Origin of the sequence: Sphingopyxis indica (genome assembly GCF_032879645.1) — a bacterium.
GTDB lineage: Bacteria > Pseudomonadota > Alphaproteobacteria > Sphingomonadales > Sphingomonadaceae > Sphingopyxis > Sphingopyxis indica.
In genome coordinates, this window is the sequence record NZ_CP076394.1 from 3,661,549 (window position 1) to 3,675,954 (window position 14,406).

Sequence of the window (14,406 nt, forward strand, 5' to 3'; positions counted from 1 at the left end):
ACCCACCTCGTCATCCCGGCGAAGGCCGGGATCTCGACGGTAAGACCCCGGCCTTCGCCGGGGTGACGAAACAAAGGTAAAAGACGGGACTTATGGCCAGTCTGAAGGAACTCAAAGGGCGGATCAACTCGGTCAAATCGACCCAGAAGATCACCAAGGCCAAGAAGATGGTCGCCGCCGCAAAGCTGCGCAAGGCGCAAGCGGCCGCCGAAGCCGCGCGCCCCTATGCCGAGCGCTTGGAAGGCGTCGTCGCGAGCCTCGCGTCGAAGGTCGGCGCCGCCGACAGCGCCCCCGCGCTGCTTTCGGGCACCGGCAAGAGCGACACGCACCTGCTGCTCGTGCTCAACAGCGACCGCGGGCTTGCCGGCGCGTTCAACTCGAACATCGTCAAGGCCGCGCGCGACAAGGCGCTGGAGTTGCAGGCGGCGGGCAAGAAGGTCATCTTCTTCCTCGTCGGCCGCAAGGGCCGCCCGGTGATCAACCGGCTGTTCCCCGGCCAGACGAACGAGAATTACGACACCACCGGCATCCGCGACATCGGCTTCGACCAGGCGCACGAAATCGCCGCGAAGGTGATGGAGCTTTACGAAGCCGGCGCGTTCGACGTCGCGCACCTCTTCTATTCGAAGTTCCGCTCGGCGCTCGTTCAGGAAGCGACCGGACAGCAGCTGATCCCCGTCCCCGCGCCCGAAGAGGCCCCGGCCTCCAGCGGCGCGGCGGTCGAATATGAGCCGGGCGAGGAAGAAATCCTCGCCGACCTGTTGCCGCGCAACGTCACGATACAGGTCTTCAAGGGCCTGCTCGAAAACGCCGCGTCGGAGCAGGGCGCCTCGATGACCGCGATGGATAACGCCACGCGCAACGCGGGCGACCTGATCAACAAGCTGACCATCCAGTATAACCGCAGCCGTCAGGCCGCGATCACCACCGAACTCGTCGAAATCATTTCCGGCGCCGAAGCGCTGTAAGCAGGAAGAAGCACATGGCCACCGCACCCGCCCCTGAAAAGAAGGCTCCCGCCAAAAAGGCCGCGCCGAAGAAGCCGGCTGCGCCGAAGAAGGCCGCCGCGACCACGCCGGCCGCGACCGCCGCCGGCACCGGCCGCATCGCGCAGGTCATCGGCGCCGTCGTCGACGTCCAGTTCGACGGCGAACTGCCCGCGATTCTGAACGCGCTCGAAACCGACAATGGCGGCAACCGCCTCGTCCTCGAAGTCGCGCAGCACCTCGGCGAGAACACCGTCCGCACCATCGCGATGGACGCGACCGAGGGGCTGACCCGCGGCCAGGCGGTGGTCGACACCGGCGCGCAGATCTCGGTCCCCGTCGGTCCCAAGACGCTCGGCCGCATCATGAACGTCATCGGCGATCCGATCGACGAACGCGGCCCGGTGAACGCCGAAATGACCGCGCCGATCCACGCCGACGCGCCCGAATTCGTCGACCAGTCGACCGAGGCCGCGATCCTCGTCACCGGCATCAAGGTCATCGACCTGCTCGCGCCCTATGCGCGCGGCGGCAAGATCGGCCTGTTCGGCGGCGCCGGCGTCGGCAAGACCGTGCTCATTCAGGAACTCATCAACAACATCGCCAAGGGCCACGGCGGCGTGTCGGTGTTCGCGGGCGTCGGTGAGCGCACGCGCGAAGGCAACGACCTCTATCACGAGTTCCTCGACGCCGGCGTCATCGCCAAGGATGCCGACGGCAACCCGACCCCCGACGGGTCGAAGGTGGCGCTGGTGTTCGGCCAGATGAACGAGCCGCCGGGCGCGCGTGCCCGCGTCGCGCTCTCGGGCCTCACCATGGCCGAATATTTCCGCGATCAGGAAGGGCAGGACGTGCTCTTCTTCGTCGACAATATCTTCCGCTTCACGCAGGCGGGTTCGGAAGTGTCGGCGCTGCTCGGCCGCATCCCGTCGGCGGTGGGCTATCAGCCGACGCTGTCGACCGACATGGGCGCGCTGCAGGAACGCATCACCTCGACCACCAAGGGCTCGATCACCTCGGTGCAGGCGATCTACGTCCCCGCGGACGACTTGACCGACCCGGCGCCGGCAACCAGCTTCGCCCACCTCGACGCGACGACCGTGCTCAATCGCGCGATCTCGGAACTCGGCATCTATCCGGCGGTCGACCCGCTCGATTCGACCAGCCGCGTCCTCGAACCGCGCGTCGTCGGTCAGGAGCATTACGACACCGCGCGCCGCGTTCAGGAAACGCTGCAGAAGTACAAGTCGCTGCAGGACATCATCGCGATCCTCGGCATGGACGAGCTTTCGGAAGAAGATAAGCTCACCGTCGCCCGCGCGCGCAAGATCCAGCGCTTCCTGTCGCAGCCCTTCCACGTCGCCGAGGTGTTCACCAACATCCCCGGCAAGTTCGTGCAGATCGAAGACACGATCAAATCGTTCAAGGCGGTGGTCGACGGCGAATATGACCATCTGCCCGAAGCCGCCTTCTACATGGTCGGCGGTATCGACGAAGCCGTCGCCAAGGCCGCGAAGCTGGCCGAGGAAGCGTAATAACCCAAACCCCTCCCCTTCAGGGGAGGGGCAGCGAGACTTGCCGGCTTGCCGGCTAGTCGCAGCGGGGTGGGTCTGAACGGCAGCGCCACGCCGATGGCCCCCCACCCTCCCCTCAAGGGGAGGGTCTATAGGAATAGACGACATGGCCCTGAAGTTCGAACTCGTAACCCCCGCCCGCCTCGAACGGTCGAGCGACGTCTATATGGTCACCGTGCCGGGCAGCGAGGGCGATTTCTCGGTGCTCGAAGGCCACGCGCCCTTCATGGCGACGCTGCGCAACGGCCCGCTGACCATCTATGACCGCCAGGGCGGCGAGCCCGAAACGATCGAGGTCGAAGGCGGCTTCGCCGAAGTGAACGAAGCGGGCCTCACCGTCCTCGCCGAACATATCGCAAGCTGACGCGCGGCTATCCGCGCTTGGGCGTCAAAAGGGGGTTTCGGCCCCCTTTTTCGTGGCGGCCATGTCATCCGGGAGAATTGGTCGGATTGGGGTGGGAAACGGCCCTCCCTCTCTCTCTTCGTCATTCCCTCGAAAGCGGGAATCCGGTGCGGAGCCAGCCGACGCACGCTCTGGATTCCCGCTTTCGCGGGAATGACAAGGTTATGAAATGCGGAGCGTCCGCAACCGGTCGATAGCGGCCCCTTCGCCCGCCCACTCGGCCGTCCGACCGCGCCCGCTCCGCTCCCGCCATTAGGAGATTATCAAAGTTTCCCTTTTATTCACCCTGCTTGATGGGGGTTCGTCGGTGAAAGCCGCGCATTCCCTGCCCAGACCGAATCAAAGCAGGATGAAGCGATGAGTGCATTCGGACGCCGCCCCGGAACCGCAGGCCGCCCCGCCTTTGGCGTCGCGAAGCCGATGCAGGGCGGCCCCGGCGCCGCCGGCGGAAGCCAGTTTCCCGCGATCGACACCGCCCCGCCCGCCAACGAGGCGTCGCCGGCCGCAGGCGCGCCCGAGATGGAAGCGATGGACCGGCTCAACGCGCGCTCGACCGCCGAGGCGATGGAGCCCGAAAAGGCGCAGGGTTTCGAAGCGAGCGTCCACAAGATCAAGGAACAGGTGCTGCCGCGCCTGCTCGAACGCGTCGACCCCGAAGCCGCGGCGACGCTGTCGAAGGACGAGCTGACCGAGGAATTCCGCCCGATCATCCTCGAAGTGCTCGCCGAGCTGCGCATCACCCTCAACCGCCGCGAGCAGTTCGCGCTCGAAAAGGTGCTCGTCGACGAGCTCCTGGGTTTCGGCCCGCTCGAGGAATTGCTCGCCGACCCCGACATCAGCGACATCATGGTCAACGGCCCCTATCAGACCTATGTCGAGCGCAAGGGCCAGCTCGTCATCGCGCCGATCCAGTTCCGCGACGAACAGCATCTGTTCCAGATCGCGCAGCGCATCTGCAACCAGGTCGGCCGCCGCGTCGACCAGACCACCCCGCTCGCCGACGCACGCCTCAAGGATGGCAGCCGCGTCAACGTGATCGTGCCGCCGCTGAGCCTGCGCGGCACCGCGATCTCGATCCGTAAATTCTCGGCCAAGCCGATCACGCTCGACATGCTCTGCCAGTGGGGCGCGATGAGCCAGAAGATGTGTACCGCGCTCAAGATCGCGGGCGCCAGCCGCTTCAACATCGTCATCTCGGGCGGCACCGGCTCGGGCAAGACGACGATGCTCAACGCCCTCTCCAAGATGATCGACCCCGGCGAGCGCGTGCTGACGATCGAGGACGCCGCCGAGCTTCGCCTGCAGCAGCCGCACTGGCTGCCGCTCGAAACGCGCCCCGCCAACCTTGAAGGGAACGGCGCGATCCACATGGGCGACCTTGTGAAGAACGCCCTGCGTATGCGGCCCGACCGCATCATCATGGGCGAGGTTCGCGGCGCCGAATGTTTCGACCTGCTCGCCGCGATGAACACGGGTCACGACGGCTCGATGTGTACGCTCCACTCGAACAGCCCGCGCGAATGCCTCGGCCGTATGGAGAATATGGTCTTGATGGGCGACATCAAGATCCCGAAGGAAGCGATCTCGAAGCAGATCGCCGATTCGGTCGATCTGATCGTCCAGATCAAGCGCCTGCGCGACGGCTCGCGCCGCGTCACCAACGTCACCGAAGTGATCGGCATGGAAGGCGACGTCATCGTCACCCAGGAACTCTTCAAGTTCGAATATCTCGACGAGGACAAGGACGGCAAGATCGTCGGCGAATATCGCGCGATGGGCCTGCGCCCCTATACGCTCGAAAAGGCGCGTCAGTTCGGCTTCGACCAGCCGTTCCTCGAGGCGTGCCTCTGACCGGAACCGTCGCCCCAGCGCATGACGATGTTCGATTGACGCACCTCGTCATCGCGAGCGAAGTGAAGCAATGACGATTCCGACCTATGTCAGCCCTGATGCAACCACACCGCCGCGCTCGATAGCGCGACCGCGACCGACAGCATCGCGATCGCGCGCCACGGCATGAAGCCGACGTCGTCGACGTCGCGGCGGTTGCGGCGGCGCCAGTCGGCCACTTCGGCCAGCACGAAGAGCGTGGCCGCGGCGATACTCACCGACAGCATGGACACTTGCATCCGGGCCCTTCCCTCCGCACTATGGCGGGCGTCATCCCCCCATTTCGCGAGGTGCCCGATATGCGTGCTTACCCCCTTGTTGCAAGTGCCGCGCTGATCGCGCTTTCCGCTGCGTGCAGCGCATCGCCCGACAAGGCGAACGCCGGCGAGAGCGCGGCCGCCGCCGATCCGATCGCTTCCGCGGTCGCCGCGCCGAGCCGCACGCCCGCGAACACGGCGCGCGACACTTATCGCCACCCCGCCGAAACGCTCGCCTTTTTCGGGGTGAAGCCCGGCGACACGGTGGTCGAGCTGTGGCCCGGCGGCGGCTGGTACACCGAAATCCTCGCGCCGCTGACCCGGGCCGGCGGCGGCACGCTCTATGCCGCGGCCCCCGAAGGCCGGCTCAAGACGATCGAGGCGTGGCAGGCGGGCAAGCCCGACGTCTATGGCGCGGTCAAGCTCGCCGAATTTCCGAACAAGGGCGGCGCGAAGGTGCCCGACGGCAGCGCCGATGTCGTGCTGACCTTCCGCAACGTCCACAACTGGCGCTTCGCGGGCACCGACAACACGGCCGAAGCCTTCAGGCAGATCTATGCGATGCTCAAACCCGGCGGCACGCTCGGCGTCGTCGACCATCGCCTGCCCGAAGACATGGATTCGGCGCTCGAGGAAAAGAGCGGCTATATGAAGCGCTCGTCGATCGTCGGCTTTGCCGAGGCCGCGGGCTTCAAGCTCGCCGGCGAGAGCGACGTCAATGCGAACCCCAGGGATACGCACGATTATGAAAAGGGCGTGTGGACGCTGCCGCCGACGCTGACGAACAAGGATGTCGACAAGGCCAAATATCAGGCGATCGGCGAATCGGACCGCATGACGCTGAAATTCGTGAAGCCCGCAAGCTGACGAAGCATCCGGACACGATCGACCCCGCGCTATTGCTCAGTGCCTATGCGCAGGGGCTGTTCCCGATGGCCGACGGGGCCGACGACCCGTCGGTGCATTGGGTCGAACCGCGGCTGCGCGCGATCCTGCCGCTCGATGGCTTCCGCCTGTCGCGCAGCCTGAAAAAGGTCATCGTCTCCGACCGCTTTCGCGTCACCACCGACACCGCCTTCGCCCGGATGATGGCGCTGTGCGCGGAGCCCGCGCCCGACCGGCCGACGACGTGGATCAACCCGCTGATCGAGGCGAGCTATGCGCGGCTCTTTCGCCTCGGCCATGCGCACAGCATCGAGTGCTGGCAGGATGGGCAACTCGTCGGCGGCCTTTACGGCGTCTCGCTCGGGCGCGCCTTCTTCGGCGAATCGATGGTCAGCCGCACGCGCGACGCATCGAAGGTCGCGCTCGCGCATCTCGTCGCGCGGCTGATCGCGGGCGGCTGGCAATTGCTCGACTGCCAGTTTCTCACCCCGCATCTCGCCAGCCTCGGCGCGGTCGAAATCCCGCAGGCCGACTATCTCGCGCGGCTCTATTCGGTGCTGTCGTCCGCGGACGGCGCCGCCTTGGGCGCGGACGAAGGGACGGGCGCCGGCGCCGGGGTCGCCGCCTCCGAACTCCCCTCGCCGCCGTTCGTCGCCGGCGACTGGGGCGCGCTCGACGCCTTGGGCGCCGCCGGACGCGATGCGGGCGTTTCGACGGGCTCGCCGCCCGGATATGTCATCGCACAGCTTTTGACGAACACGTCATAGATCGGATGCTCGATCACATTGCGGTCGGGTCGCTCCTTGAACAGCCAGCCCGAAAAGACGCGATACCATTTGTCGTCGCGCTGGTCCTGCACGGTCAGCTGGACGAAGGCGCCGGTCTCGGGCGGCGCTTCCCACGGCGCGGTCGTCTCGCACGCGCGCAGGCGCACGATCGCGCGGCCGACGCGCGCCGTGTCGCCGGGCTTCATCTCCAGCTCCTGAACGATGCCGTTGCGCTTGTTGAGCAGGCCGAGCATCGCGACGCGCTCTTCCATCGGCGTCGCGCCCTCGATCCCGCCGACCTCGCGCGGGACGTCGCCGCTGCGCTCGATCGCGGGCGCCTTCGATGCGCCGCCGCCCTCGCCGCCGGTCCGGTCGCAACCGGTCAAGAGGCTCGCGGCGACGAACGCGGCGAGCGCGGAAACGGGCAGGCGCGGCACCGCGCGGCTCACTCGGCGCCGGGCCGCCAGGCCTCATAGTCGCCGGTCGCCGCGGCGCGATGGCCGCCGCGTTCGAGCGCGCCCGCCGGACGATAGGCGCCAAGGCTGCCGGTCAGGTTGGGCGTCGGCTCGGCGAGCCACGGACGCGGCGCGGGCAGCACCTCGGACGGCAGTTCGTCGAAGGTGCCGTGCAGCCAGCCGTGCCATTCGGGCGGCACGCGGCTCGCATCGTTCGATCCCTTGTAGAGCACCCAGCGGCGCTTGCCGTCGCGCGAACGGAAATAGCGGTTGCCGAGGCCGTCCTCGCCGACCTGCTCGCCATTCTTCCAGCTGTTCAGCAGCGTCCCGACGGTCGCGCCGTCCCACCAGGTGAAAATCTTGGCCAATATGCTCATGGCCGCCGCGTTTACCCGCAAGCCCGCGCGCTTCGCAATATGAATCGTCACGGCGAATCCGGTGAACGATGGTCCATCCGCCATTGGCGCGCTTCTTCTTTGCGCCTTGCTGCCTTCGCGTAAGAAAAAATGGCCTCACACAAAGGCACGAAGGCACGAAGGGTGCGCGCGGGCGCCGGTCTGGATCAGACCTTTGCCAGAAGCGTCATGGCCGCCTCGGGATCGGCGTCGACCATCCCCAACAGCGTCCGCGCCGGGCCGTCGGGCGATCGCCGACCTTGTTCCCAATCCTGAACCGTCGCCTTGCTGATGTGTAGTGTTTTCGCGAAAACCGCCTGCGACAGCTTGGTCTTGCTGCGGATCGCCTTGACATCGACAGGCTGGTGGACGCCGAATCCCTTACGCGCGCCGGCCTTGAATTCTTCCACCTGCGCGAGTCCCCGCTTGAGGCTCGCAAAATCTTCCTCGTTCATCGTCCTTTTCCTTTCCGAAGCTCATTCTTCTGAGCTTCCGTCAAATTCGCCTGCTGGCCCTTCGATATGACGGTCAACAGGAACACGGGCTGATCGGCCGTCGAATAATAGGTGATGACCCGATAGCCACCCGACTTGCCCTTGCCTTCCTTGGCGATGCGGACCTTGCGACATCCGCCCGTGCCCGGCATTACGTCGCCAGCGTCGGGATTGCTCGCGAGGAACGTCACCGCATATTCGCGTTCGATGTCGGTCATCCCGGCCTTCCTCGCTGCGGAGAGATATTCGGGAGTCTCGACGACCGTTTGCATAGCAATTCTATACGGCATTGCCGCACATTATGCAAGAAAAAGTGCGGCAGAGCCGCATAGCTCTGGCGCGCGTGCCCGACGGCTCAGTCCGCCCACTTCACCTTCGCATCCTCGTCGAGCCCCAGTTCGGCCGCGGTGCCGCCCGCGACCTCGAGCACCGCCGCGACCTCGCCGCCGCTGACCACGGGCTCGAGCGATTCGGGGATGGTGTTTTCGGCGATGCGGTCGATGCTGCCGTCGCTGCGGATGAAGATCATGTCGAGCGGGATCAGCGTGTTCTTCATCCAGAAACTCGCGATCTTGGGCTTGGGAAAGGGAAAGAGCATCCCCGTGCCCGCGGGCAGGTCGGTGCGGAACATCAGCCCCTTGCGCTGTTCCTCCTCGCTGCGCGCGACCTCGACGGTGAAGCGGTGCGTCTTGCCGTCGGCCGCCGCGATCGTCAGCGGGATCGTCTGCGCGCTATCGGCGGCGGCATCGGCGCCGCCCGAACAGGACGCCAGCGGCGCCGCGAGCGACAGGGCGAGAGCGGTGAAGACTGCGCGCATGATCAATTCCTTCCCCGAAGACAGACCCTGCTTAGAGCGAATTGCGGAAAACCAATCAATCCGCTTCCCCGAGCGAAGACGAGGGGCATTGCCGAGCGAAGCCGAGGCAACGCCGCCGCTGGTTCTCGCTTCGCTCGAACGAGCCCCTCGTCTTCGCTCGGGGAAGCGGGCCAGGTCGAAAGCAAATCGCGCTAATCGACCGCCATCTCGGCGTCCAGCGCCGCGAGCGCGTCCGCGTCGCCAGGCGCAATGGCCAGAATCCGCCGCGCGAGCCCCGGCGCGTGCCCCGCGCGCACGAAGGCGGCGACCTGCTTTTCGCGCAGGCCCGGATCGTCGGCGCGCGCCGCCGCGAACGGGCCGAAACGCCGCCGCCGCGCGAAGCCCAATGCCGACCCCAGCGCGGCCGCGGCGGCGCTCTCCATCGCGTCGCCCGCGTCGGCCTCGTCGATCCCGTCGACCCACAGCTGCGCCTTGATCCGCCGCGCGCCGAGCCCGCGCCGCGTCATCGCCGCGCCGCGCATCGCGGCATATTGGCGGTCGTCGACAAAGCCGAGCTGGTCCATTTTCGCGACGATTTCGGCGCACGCCGCCATGGCGTCACGCGGGTCCGTCCACTCGGATTCGCCTATCTTTCGAGAGAGATAGCGCCCCAGTTTCGCGCGGCTGGTCGCGAATCGCGCCACATAGGCGAGCGCCAGTTCGTGGAGCCGCGCCGCATCGAGGGTTCTGCGCGATGAAGGACGGCGATTGGCCATATGCCATGTTTATGCCACAGTCGGGCCTGATTGAGAACGACCAGCGCCGCCATATCGGGTATCAGCACCTCCACTGAAGGCCCGAAATGGCCGATTTGTTCCACTTGCAAGGGATCGACGAGCGCAGACATGGCCACGAAAGATGACATGCGTGTTGCCGCGACCCCCGCTTTCCGGGACTTTGCACCCCTTATGACCGAAAAAAACAACGTCGCACCGGACGAACTCGTCCCCACGCCCACCGAATGCGCGCAGCCGCGCCGCTTTTCGGATTTCGCCACCGTCGGCGAAGCGCTCGAATATGCGGCGCAAGGCAGCCGCGGGCTCAATTTCCACGATCCGCGCGGGCGTCTCGTGCGCGCCTACAGCTATCGCGAGCTCAAGGACGATGCGCTCGTCGCCGCCTATCGGCTGATCGCCGCGGGCGTCCAGCCGGGCGACCGCATCGCGCTGATCGCCGAGACCGGGCCCGAATTCGCCGCGCTCTTCTTCGGCACCATCTATGCCGGCGCCTGGCCGGTGCCGCTGCCGCTGCCGACGAGCTTCGGCGGGCGCGAATCCTATGTCGGCCAGCTCAGCGTCCAGCTCGCGAGCTGCGACCCCAAAATGCTCTTCTTCCCGCCCGAAATCGCCGCGATGGCGAGCGAGGCGGCCGAGGCGAAGGGCGTCGAGCCGATCGACTGGAGCGCCTTTGCGACGCGCGCCGCGCCGATCGCCGCGCTGCCGCCGCAAAAGACCGACGAGACCTGCTATCTGCAATATAGCAGCGGCTCGACGCGCTTCCCGCACGGCGTCGCGGTGACCCATGGCGCGCTGCTCAACAATCTGTCGGCGCATTCGCACGGCATGGAACTGCAGGACAGCGACCGCTGCGTCAGCTGGCTGCCCTGGTATCACGACATGGGGCTCGTCGGCTGCCTTCTGTCGCCGGTCGCCAACCAGGTGTCGGTCGATTATCTGAAGACCGAGGATTTCGCCCGCCGCCCGCTCGCCTGGCTCGACCTCATCAGCCGCAATCAGGGCACGACACTCAGCTATTCGCCGACCTTCGGCTATGACATTTGCGCGCGCCGCATTTCGAGCCAGACCAATGTCGCCGAACGCTTCGACCTGTCGCGCTGGCGCGTCGCGGGCAATGGCGCCGACATGATCCGCCCCGACGTGATGCAGAGCTTCGTCGACGCCTTCGCCGATGCGGGCTTCAAGGCGAGCGCCTTCCTGCCGAGCTACGGCCTCGCCGAAGCGACCCTCGCGGTCAGCATCATGCCGCCGGGCGAGGGCATCGTCGTCGAACTGGTCGAGGAAACCGAGCTGTCGGGCGCCGCGGGCGACGCCGACCGGCCGACCCGCTATCGCGCGATCGTCAACTGCGGCCGGCCGGTCAAGGACATGATCGTCGAGGTCCGCGACGAGAATGGGCGCGTCCTTCCCGACCAGACCGTCGGCAAGGTCTGGTGTACCGGCCCGTCGCTGATGACCGGCTATTACCGCGACCCCGAAGCGACCGCCGCGTGCATGGCGGACGGCTGGCTCGATACCGGCGACATGGGCTATATGTCGGACGGCTATGTCTATATCGTCGGCCGCGCCAAGGACATGATCATCATCAACGGCAAGAATCACTGGCCGCAGGACATCGAGTGGGCGGTCGAGCAGCTGCCGGGCTTCAAGTCGGGCGACATCGCCGCCTTCGCGATCACCGCGCCGGGCGGCGAGGAGACCCCCGCGGTGCTCGTCCAGTGCCGCACCAGCGACGACGCCGAGCGCGCCGCGCTGCGCGAGGCGATCCGCGACCGCGTGCGCGCGATCACCGGCATGAACTGCCTCGTCGAACTGATCCCGCCGCGCACCCTGCCGCGCACCAGCTCGGGCAAGCTCAGCCGCTCGAAGGCGCGCGCCCAATATCTGGCGGGCGAGATCCAGCCCTTCGCGATCGCGGCTTAGGGGGCGGGCGGCAATAGCGGTCGTCGCCCCCGCGCAGGCGGGTGGTAAAGCTGGCAGGCGCATTCGGTTGCGGTCATAATAAGCCCCTCCTCTTCAGAGGAGGGGTGGACTCGTTGCCCCCAACCCGTCCCGCGGCGGCACGAAAATTTCTCGCCGCCAGAGGGGCATGGTTACCTTCGGGTAACCCCGACGCGCTAGACCGGCGATCGTGACTAGCCTGTTGACCGACCCTCGCTCGGCCGATGATGTTTCCGTGCGCACCCTGATGGGGCTGGGGTCGCAAAAGGACGACATCGGGGACCTCCGCCAGCTCCAGCTCGCGCCGCTTCGCGGCAAGGGATCGCTGCGCCTGTGGATGAGCGTCGGCATGGCGCTCGTCGCCGCCTTCACGATGGTCACCCGGCTGCCGTGGACGATCGCCGGCGGCTGGCTCACCGCCGCGCTGCTGTTCAGCATCTGGTCCTATCGCTCGATCGCAAAGCTGCCGCTCGGCGAGGCGAGGCTCAGCGGCGCGATCGAGTTTCGCCATTGCAACCGCCACGCCCTCTATTCGGCGCTGCTCTGGATGCCGACCTTCTGGCTGCAGGGCTGGACGCCGGGGCTCGACCATGTCCTTTCTATGTGGACGATTTCGCTGCTGATGATGCTGACGCTCGCGATGGTCGCGCACAGCGTGCCGATGGCGTGCGCGCTGTTCATCGCGCCGGTCAGCGTCGCGGCCGCCGGGGCGCTGGTGCGCGCCGGCGCACCGCAGCTCGCGTCGGTCGCGCTCGTCGCCGGATTTCTGCTCTGCGCCTTCTGCGTCCGCTTTGCCCAAAATTACGTCCGCTTCCGCCGTGCCGAGGAAATCCTCCACGAAAAGACCGAGACGGTCAGCCTGCTGCTGCGCGAATTCGAGGAAACCTCGGCCGACTGGCTGTGGCAGACCGACAGCAACCGCCGCCTTGTCCACGTCTCGCCGCGCCTCGCCTATGCGCTCGGCGCGCCTGCCGACGCGCTCGAAGGGATGCTGCTCTTGCAGGCGCTGTCGGGCGACAGCTGGGAAACCGGACAGTTCCCCAAAAGCCTCCACGACCTTGCCGAACGGATGAAGCGGCGCGAGAGTTTTTCGAACCTGATCGTGCCCGTGTCGATCGGCGGCAAGCCGCGCTGGTGGGAATTGTCCGCCTCGCCGCGCCTCGACGACCAGGGCAAATATCTCGGCTTCCGCGGGGTCGGGTCGGACGTCACCGAACAGCGCGCCTCGGCCGAACAGATCGCCAAGATGGCGCGCTTCGACAATCTGACCGGCCTCCCCAACCGCCTCCACCTCAACGAGGATCTCGGCCGCGCGCTCACCCATGCGATCGAGGCGAAGGCGCGCTGCGCGCTGCTGATGATCGACCTCGACCGCTTCAAGGCGGTCAACGACACGCTCGGCCACCCGACCGGCGACAAGCTGCTCGCGCAGGTCGCGGCGCGGCTCAAGAGCATGATGGAGCGCGGCATGAGCTGCGGCCGCCTCGGCGGCGACGAATTCGCCGTGGTGCTTCAGAATGTCGCGTCGGCGGATGCCGCCGAGGAGCTCGCGCACCGCATCATCGCCGCGCTCAGCCGTCCCTATGTCGTCGACAACCACCAGCTCTTCGTCGGCGCCAGCGTCGGCTATGCGATGGGCCCGCATGACGGCGCGACGGTCGAGACGCTGACCCGCAACGCCGACCTTGCGCTCTACAAGTCGAAGGACAAGGGCGGCAATGTCGTCGCGCCCTATGTCGCCTCGCTCCACGCGCAGGCCGAGGAGCGGCGCGTGATGGAGCAGGAGCTGCGCGGCGCGCTCGATCGCGGCGAATTCGAGCTCTATTACCAGCCCGTCGTCACCGCCGAGGACGGGACGCTGAACGGCTTCGAGGCGCTGATCCGCTGGACCAACCAGAAGCTCGGCAATGTCTCGCCCGGCCGCTTCATCCCGCTCGCCGAGGACAGCCGCCTGATCGCGCCGATCGGCGAATGGGTGCTGCGCACCGCCTGCGCCGAGGCGATGCGCTGGCCCTCGAACCTCAAGGTCGCGATCAACGTCTCGGCCGAACAGCTCACCGATCCCAATTTCGCCTCGGTCGTCGTCTCGGCGCTCGCGCAGAGCGGGCTGCCGCCGCAAAGGCTCGAGATCGAGGTTACCGAAAGCGTCTTCCTGCGCGACGGCGGCGGTGCTGCGCAACTGCTCGACCAGCTGCTCGCGCTCGGCATCCGCCTCAGCCTCGACGATTTCGGCACCGGCTATTCGTCGCTCGGCTACCTTCGCAAGACGCATTTCTCGACGATCAAGGTCGACCGCACCTTCGTGCAGGGCGCGGCGAAGGGCGCGACCGAATCGATCGCGATCATCCGCGCCGTCGTCGCGCTCGCCGACAGCCTCGGCATGGCGACCACCGCCGAAGGCGCCGAGACCGAGCTCGAGGTCGAAACGATCCGCACCCTCGGCTGCAGCAATATCCAGGGCTATTATTACGGCCGCCCGATGCCGTCGGACGACGTGCTCGCGCTGTTCCGCCAGCCCGAATCGCGATCGAGCGCCGCGGCTTGAAGACTGTCCTGTTAAGCGGATTCAAAGTCTCCCGTTCGTCCTGAGGAGCCATTGAGCCCCGTCGAAATGGCGTCTCGAAGGACCATGCGCCGCGTCGGTCCTTCGAGACGGGGCTTCGACAAGCTCAGTCCCTCCTCAGGACGAACGGGTTTTAGGGTCCAGACCCTAATCCAGCCGATCAGGACAGACTCCGCAAACGCGTTCTGCTACCGAGGACACCC

14 protein-coding genes and 1 pseudogene are annotated in these 14,406 nt (G+C 66.7%); 8 read left to right on the forward strand and 7 right to left on the reverse strand.

The window, feature by feature from the left end:
• The first annotated feature begins 92 nt into the window (after nt 1-92).
• The 4 genes from KNJ79_RS17240 (at nt 93) to KNJ79_RS17255 (ending at nt 4,814) form a co-directional block, all read left to right on the forward strand.
• Nucleotides 93-968 (forward strand): F0F1 ATP synthase subunit gamma, encoded by an 876-nt coding sequence (locus KNJ79_RS17240; protein ID WP_089215360.1) that lies wholly within the window; start codon nt 93-95, stop codon nt 966-968.
• A 14-nt stretch (nt 969-982) separates the two neighbouring features.
• Nucleotides 983-2,521, forward strand: a complete 1,539-nt coding sequence (gene atpD, locus KNJ79_RS17245; RefSeq protein ID WP_089215359.1) for a F0F1 ATP synthase subunit beta — start codon at nt 983-985, stop codon at nt 2,519-2,521.
• Nucleotides 2,522-2,666: 145 nt separating this feature from the next.
• Complete coding sequence (locus KNJ79_RS17250) at nt 2,667-2,924, forward strand: ATP synthase F1 subunit epsilon (RefSeq protein WP_089215358.1); 258 nt, start codon at nt 2,667-2,669, stop codon at nt 2,922-2,924.
• A 396-nt stretch (nt 2,925-3,320) separates the two neighbouring features.
• Nucleotides 3,321-4,814, forward strand: a complete 1,494-nt coding sequence (locus tag KNJ79_RS17255) for a CpaF family protein (RefSeq protein WP_089215357.1) — start codon at nt 3,321-3,323, stop codon at nt 4,812-4,814.
• An 89-nt stretch (nt 4,815-4,903) separates the two neighbouring features.
• On the opposite strand, the gene KNJ79_RS17260 is transcribed toward KNJ79_RS17255, so the two are convergent.
• Nucleotides 4,904-5,092, reverse strand: a complete 189-nt coding sequence (locus tag KNJ79_RS17260; RefSeq protein ID WP_317152007.1) for a hypothetical protein — start codon at nt 5,090-5,092, stop codon at nt 4,904-4,906.
• A gap of 60 nt (nt 5,093-5,152) precedes the next feature.
• On the opposite strand from KNJ79_RS17260, the gene KNJ79_RS17265 reads away from it, so the two are divergent.
• Together KNJ79_RS17265 and aat are read left to right on the forward strand one after the other, a co-directional pair.
• Nucleotides 5,153-5,977: a class I SAM-dependent methyltransferase gene (locus tag KNJ79_RS17265; protein ID WP_317152008.1), complete on the forward strand. Its 825-nt coding sequence runs from the start codon at nt 5,153-5,155 to the stop codon at nt 5,975-5,977.
• A 32-nt stretch (nt 5,978-6,009) separates the two neighbouring features.
• Entirely contained in the window at nt 6,010-6,762 is a 753-nt protein-coding gene (gene aat, locus KNJ79_RS17270; protein WP_317152009.1) for a leucyl/phenylalanyl-tRNA--protein transferase, read from the forward strand.
• 35 nt (nt 6,763-6,797) lie between these two features.
• Here the strand turns inward: aat and KNJ79_RS17275 are convergent.
• From KNJ79_RS17275 to KNJ79_RS17300, 6 genes and pseudogenes are all read right to left on the reverse strand, one after another.
• A pseudogene (locus KNJ79_RS17275) lies at nt 6,798-7,034 on the reverse strand (DUF2155 domain-containing protein); the annotation flags it as partial.
• Between the two features lie 173 nt (nt 7,035-7,207).
• Nucleotides 7,208-7,594: an NADH:ubiquinone oxidoreductase subunit NDUFA12 gene (locus KNJ79_RS17280; RefSeq protein ID WP_089215356.1), complete on the reverse strand. Its 387-nt coding sequence runs from the start codon at nt 7,592-7,594 to the stop codon at nt 7,208-7,210.
• A 185-nt stretch (nt 7,595-7,779) separates the two neighbouring features.
• Nucleotides 7,780-8,067, reverse strand: coding sequence for a helix-turn-helix domain-containing protein (locus KNJ79_RS17285; protein WP_317152010.1), 288 nt, complete (start codon nt 8,065-8,067; stop codon nt 7,780-7,782).
• Nucleotides 8,064-8,378 (reverse strand): type II toxin-antitoxin system RelE/ParE family toxin, encoded by a 315-nt coding sequence (locus KNJ79_RS17290; protein ID WP_317152011.1) that lies wholly within the window; start codon nt 8,376-8,378, stop codon nt 8,064-8,066. Before KNJ79_RS17290 ends, KNJ79_RS17285 begins: the two co-directional genes overlap by 4 nt.
• Nucleotides 8,379-8,461: 83 nt before the next feature.
• Nucleotides 8,462-8,923 (reverse strand): DUF192 domain-containing protein, encoded by a 462-nt coding sequence (locus tag KNJ79_RS17295; RefSeq protein WP_317152012.1) that lies wholly within the window; start codon nt 8,921-8,923, stop codon nt 8,462-8,464.
• A 191-nt stretch (nt 8,924-9,114) separates the two neighbouring features.
• Complete coding sequence (locus tag KNJ79_RS17300; protein ID WP_317152013.1) at nt 9,115-9,678, reverse strand: regulatory protein RecX; 564 nt, start codon at nt 9,676-9,678, stop codon at nt 9,115-9,117.
• Nucleotides 9,679-9,870: 192 nt separating this feature from the next.
• Between KNJ79_RS17300 and KNJ79_RS17305 the strand changes: the two genes are divergently transcribed.
• Together KNJ79_RS17305 and KNJ79_RS17310 are read left to right on the forward strand one after the other, a co-directional pair.
• The gene (locus tag KNJ79_RS17305; RefSeq protein ID WP_089215354.1) at nt 9,871-11,622 is read left to right on the forward strand and encodes a fatty acyl-AMP ligase; all 1,752 of its coding nucleotides are present in this window, start codon (nt 9,871-9,873) and stop codon (nt 11,620-11,622) included.
• A 265-nt stretch (nt 11,623-11,887) separates the two neighbouring features.
• On the forward strand, nt 11,888-14,185 hold the full coding sequence (locus KNJ79_RS17310) for a putative bifunctional diguanylate cyclase/phosphodiesterase (protein WP_317153944.1): 2,298 nt from the start codon (nt 11,888-11,890) through the stop codon (nt 14,183-14,185).
• Nucleotides 14,186-14,406 lie beyond the last annotated feature (221 nt).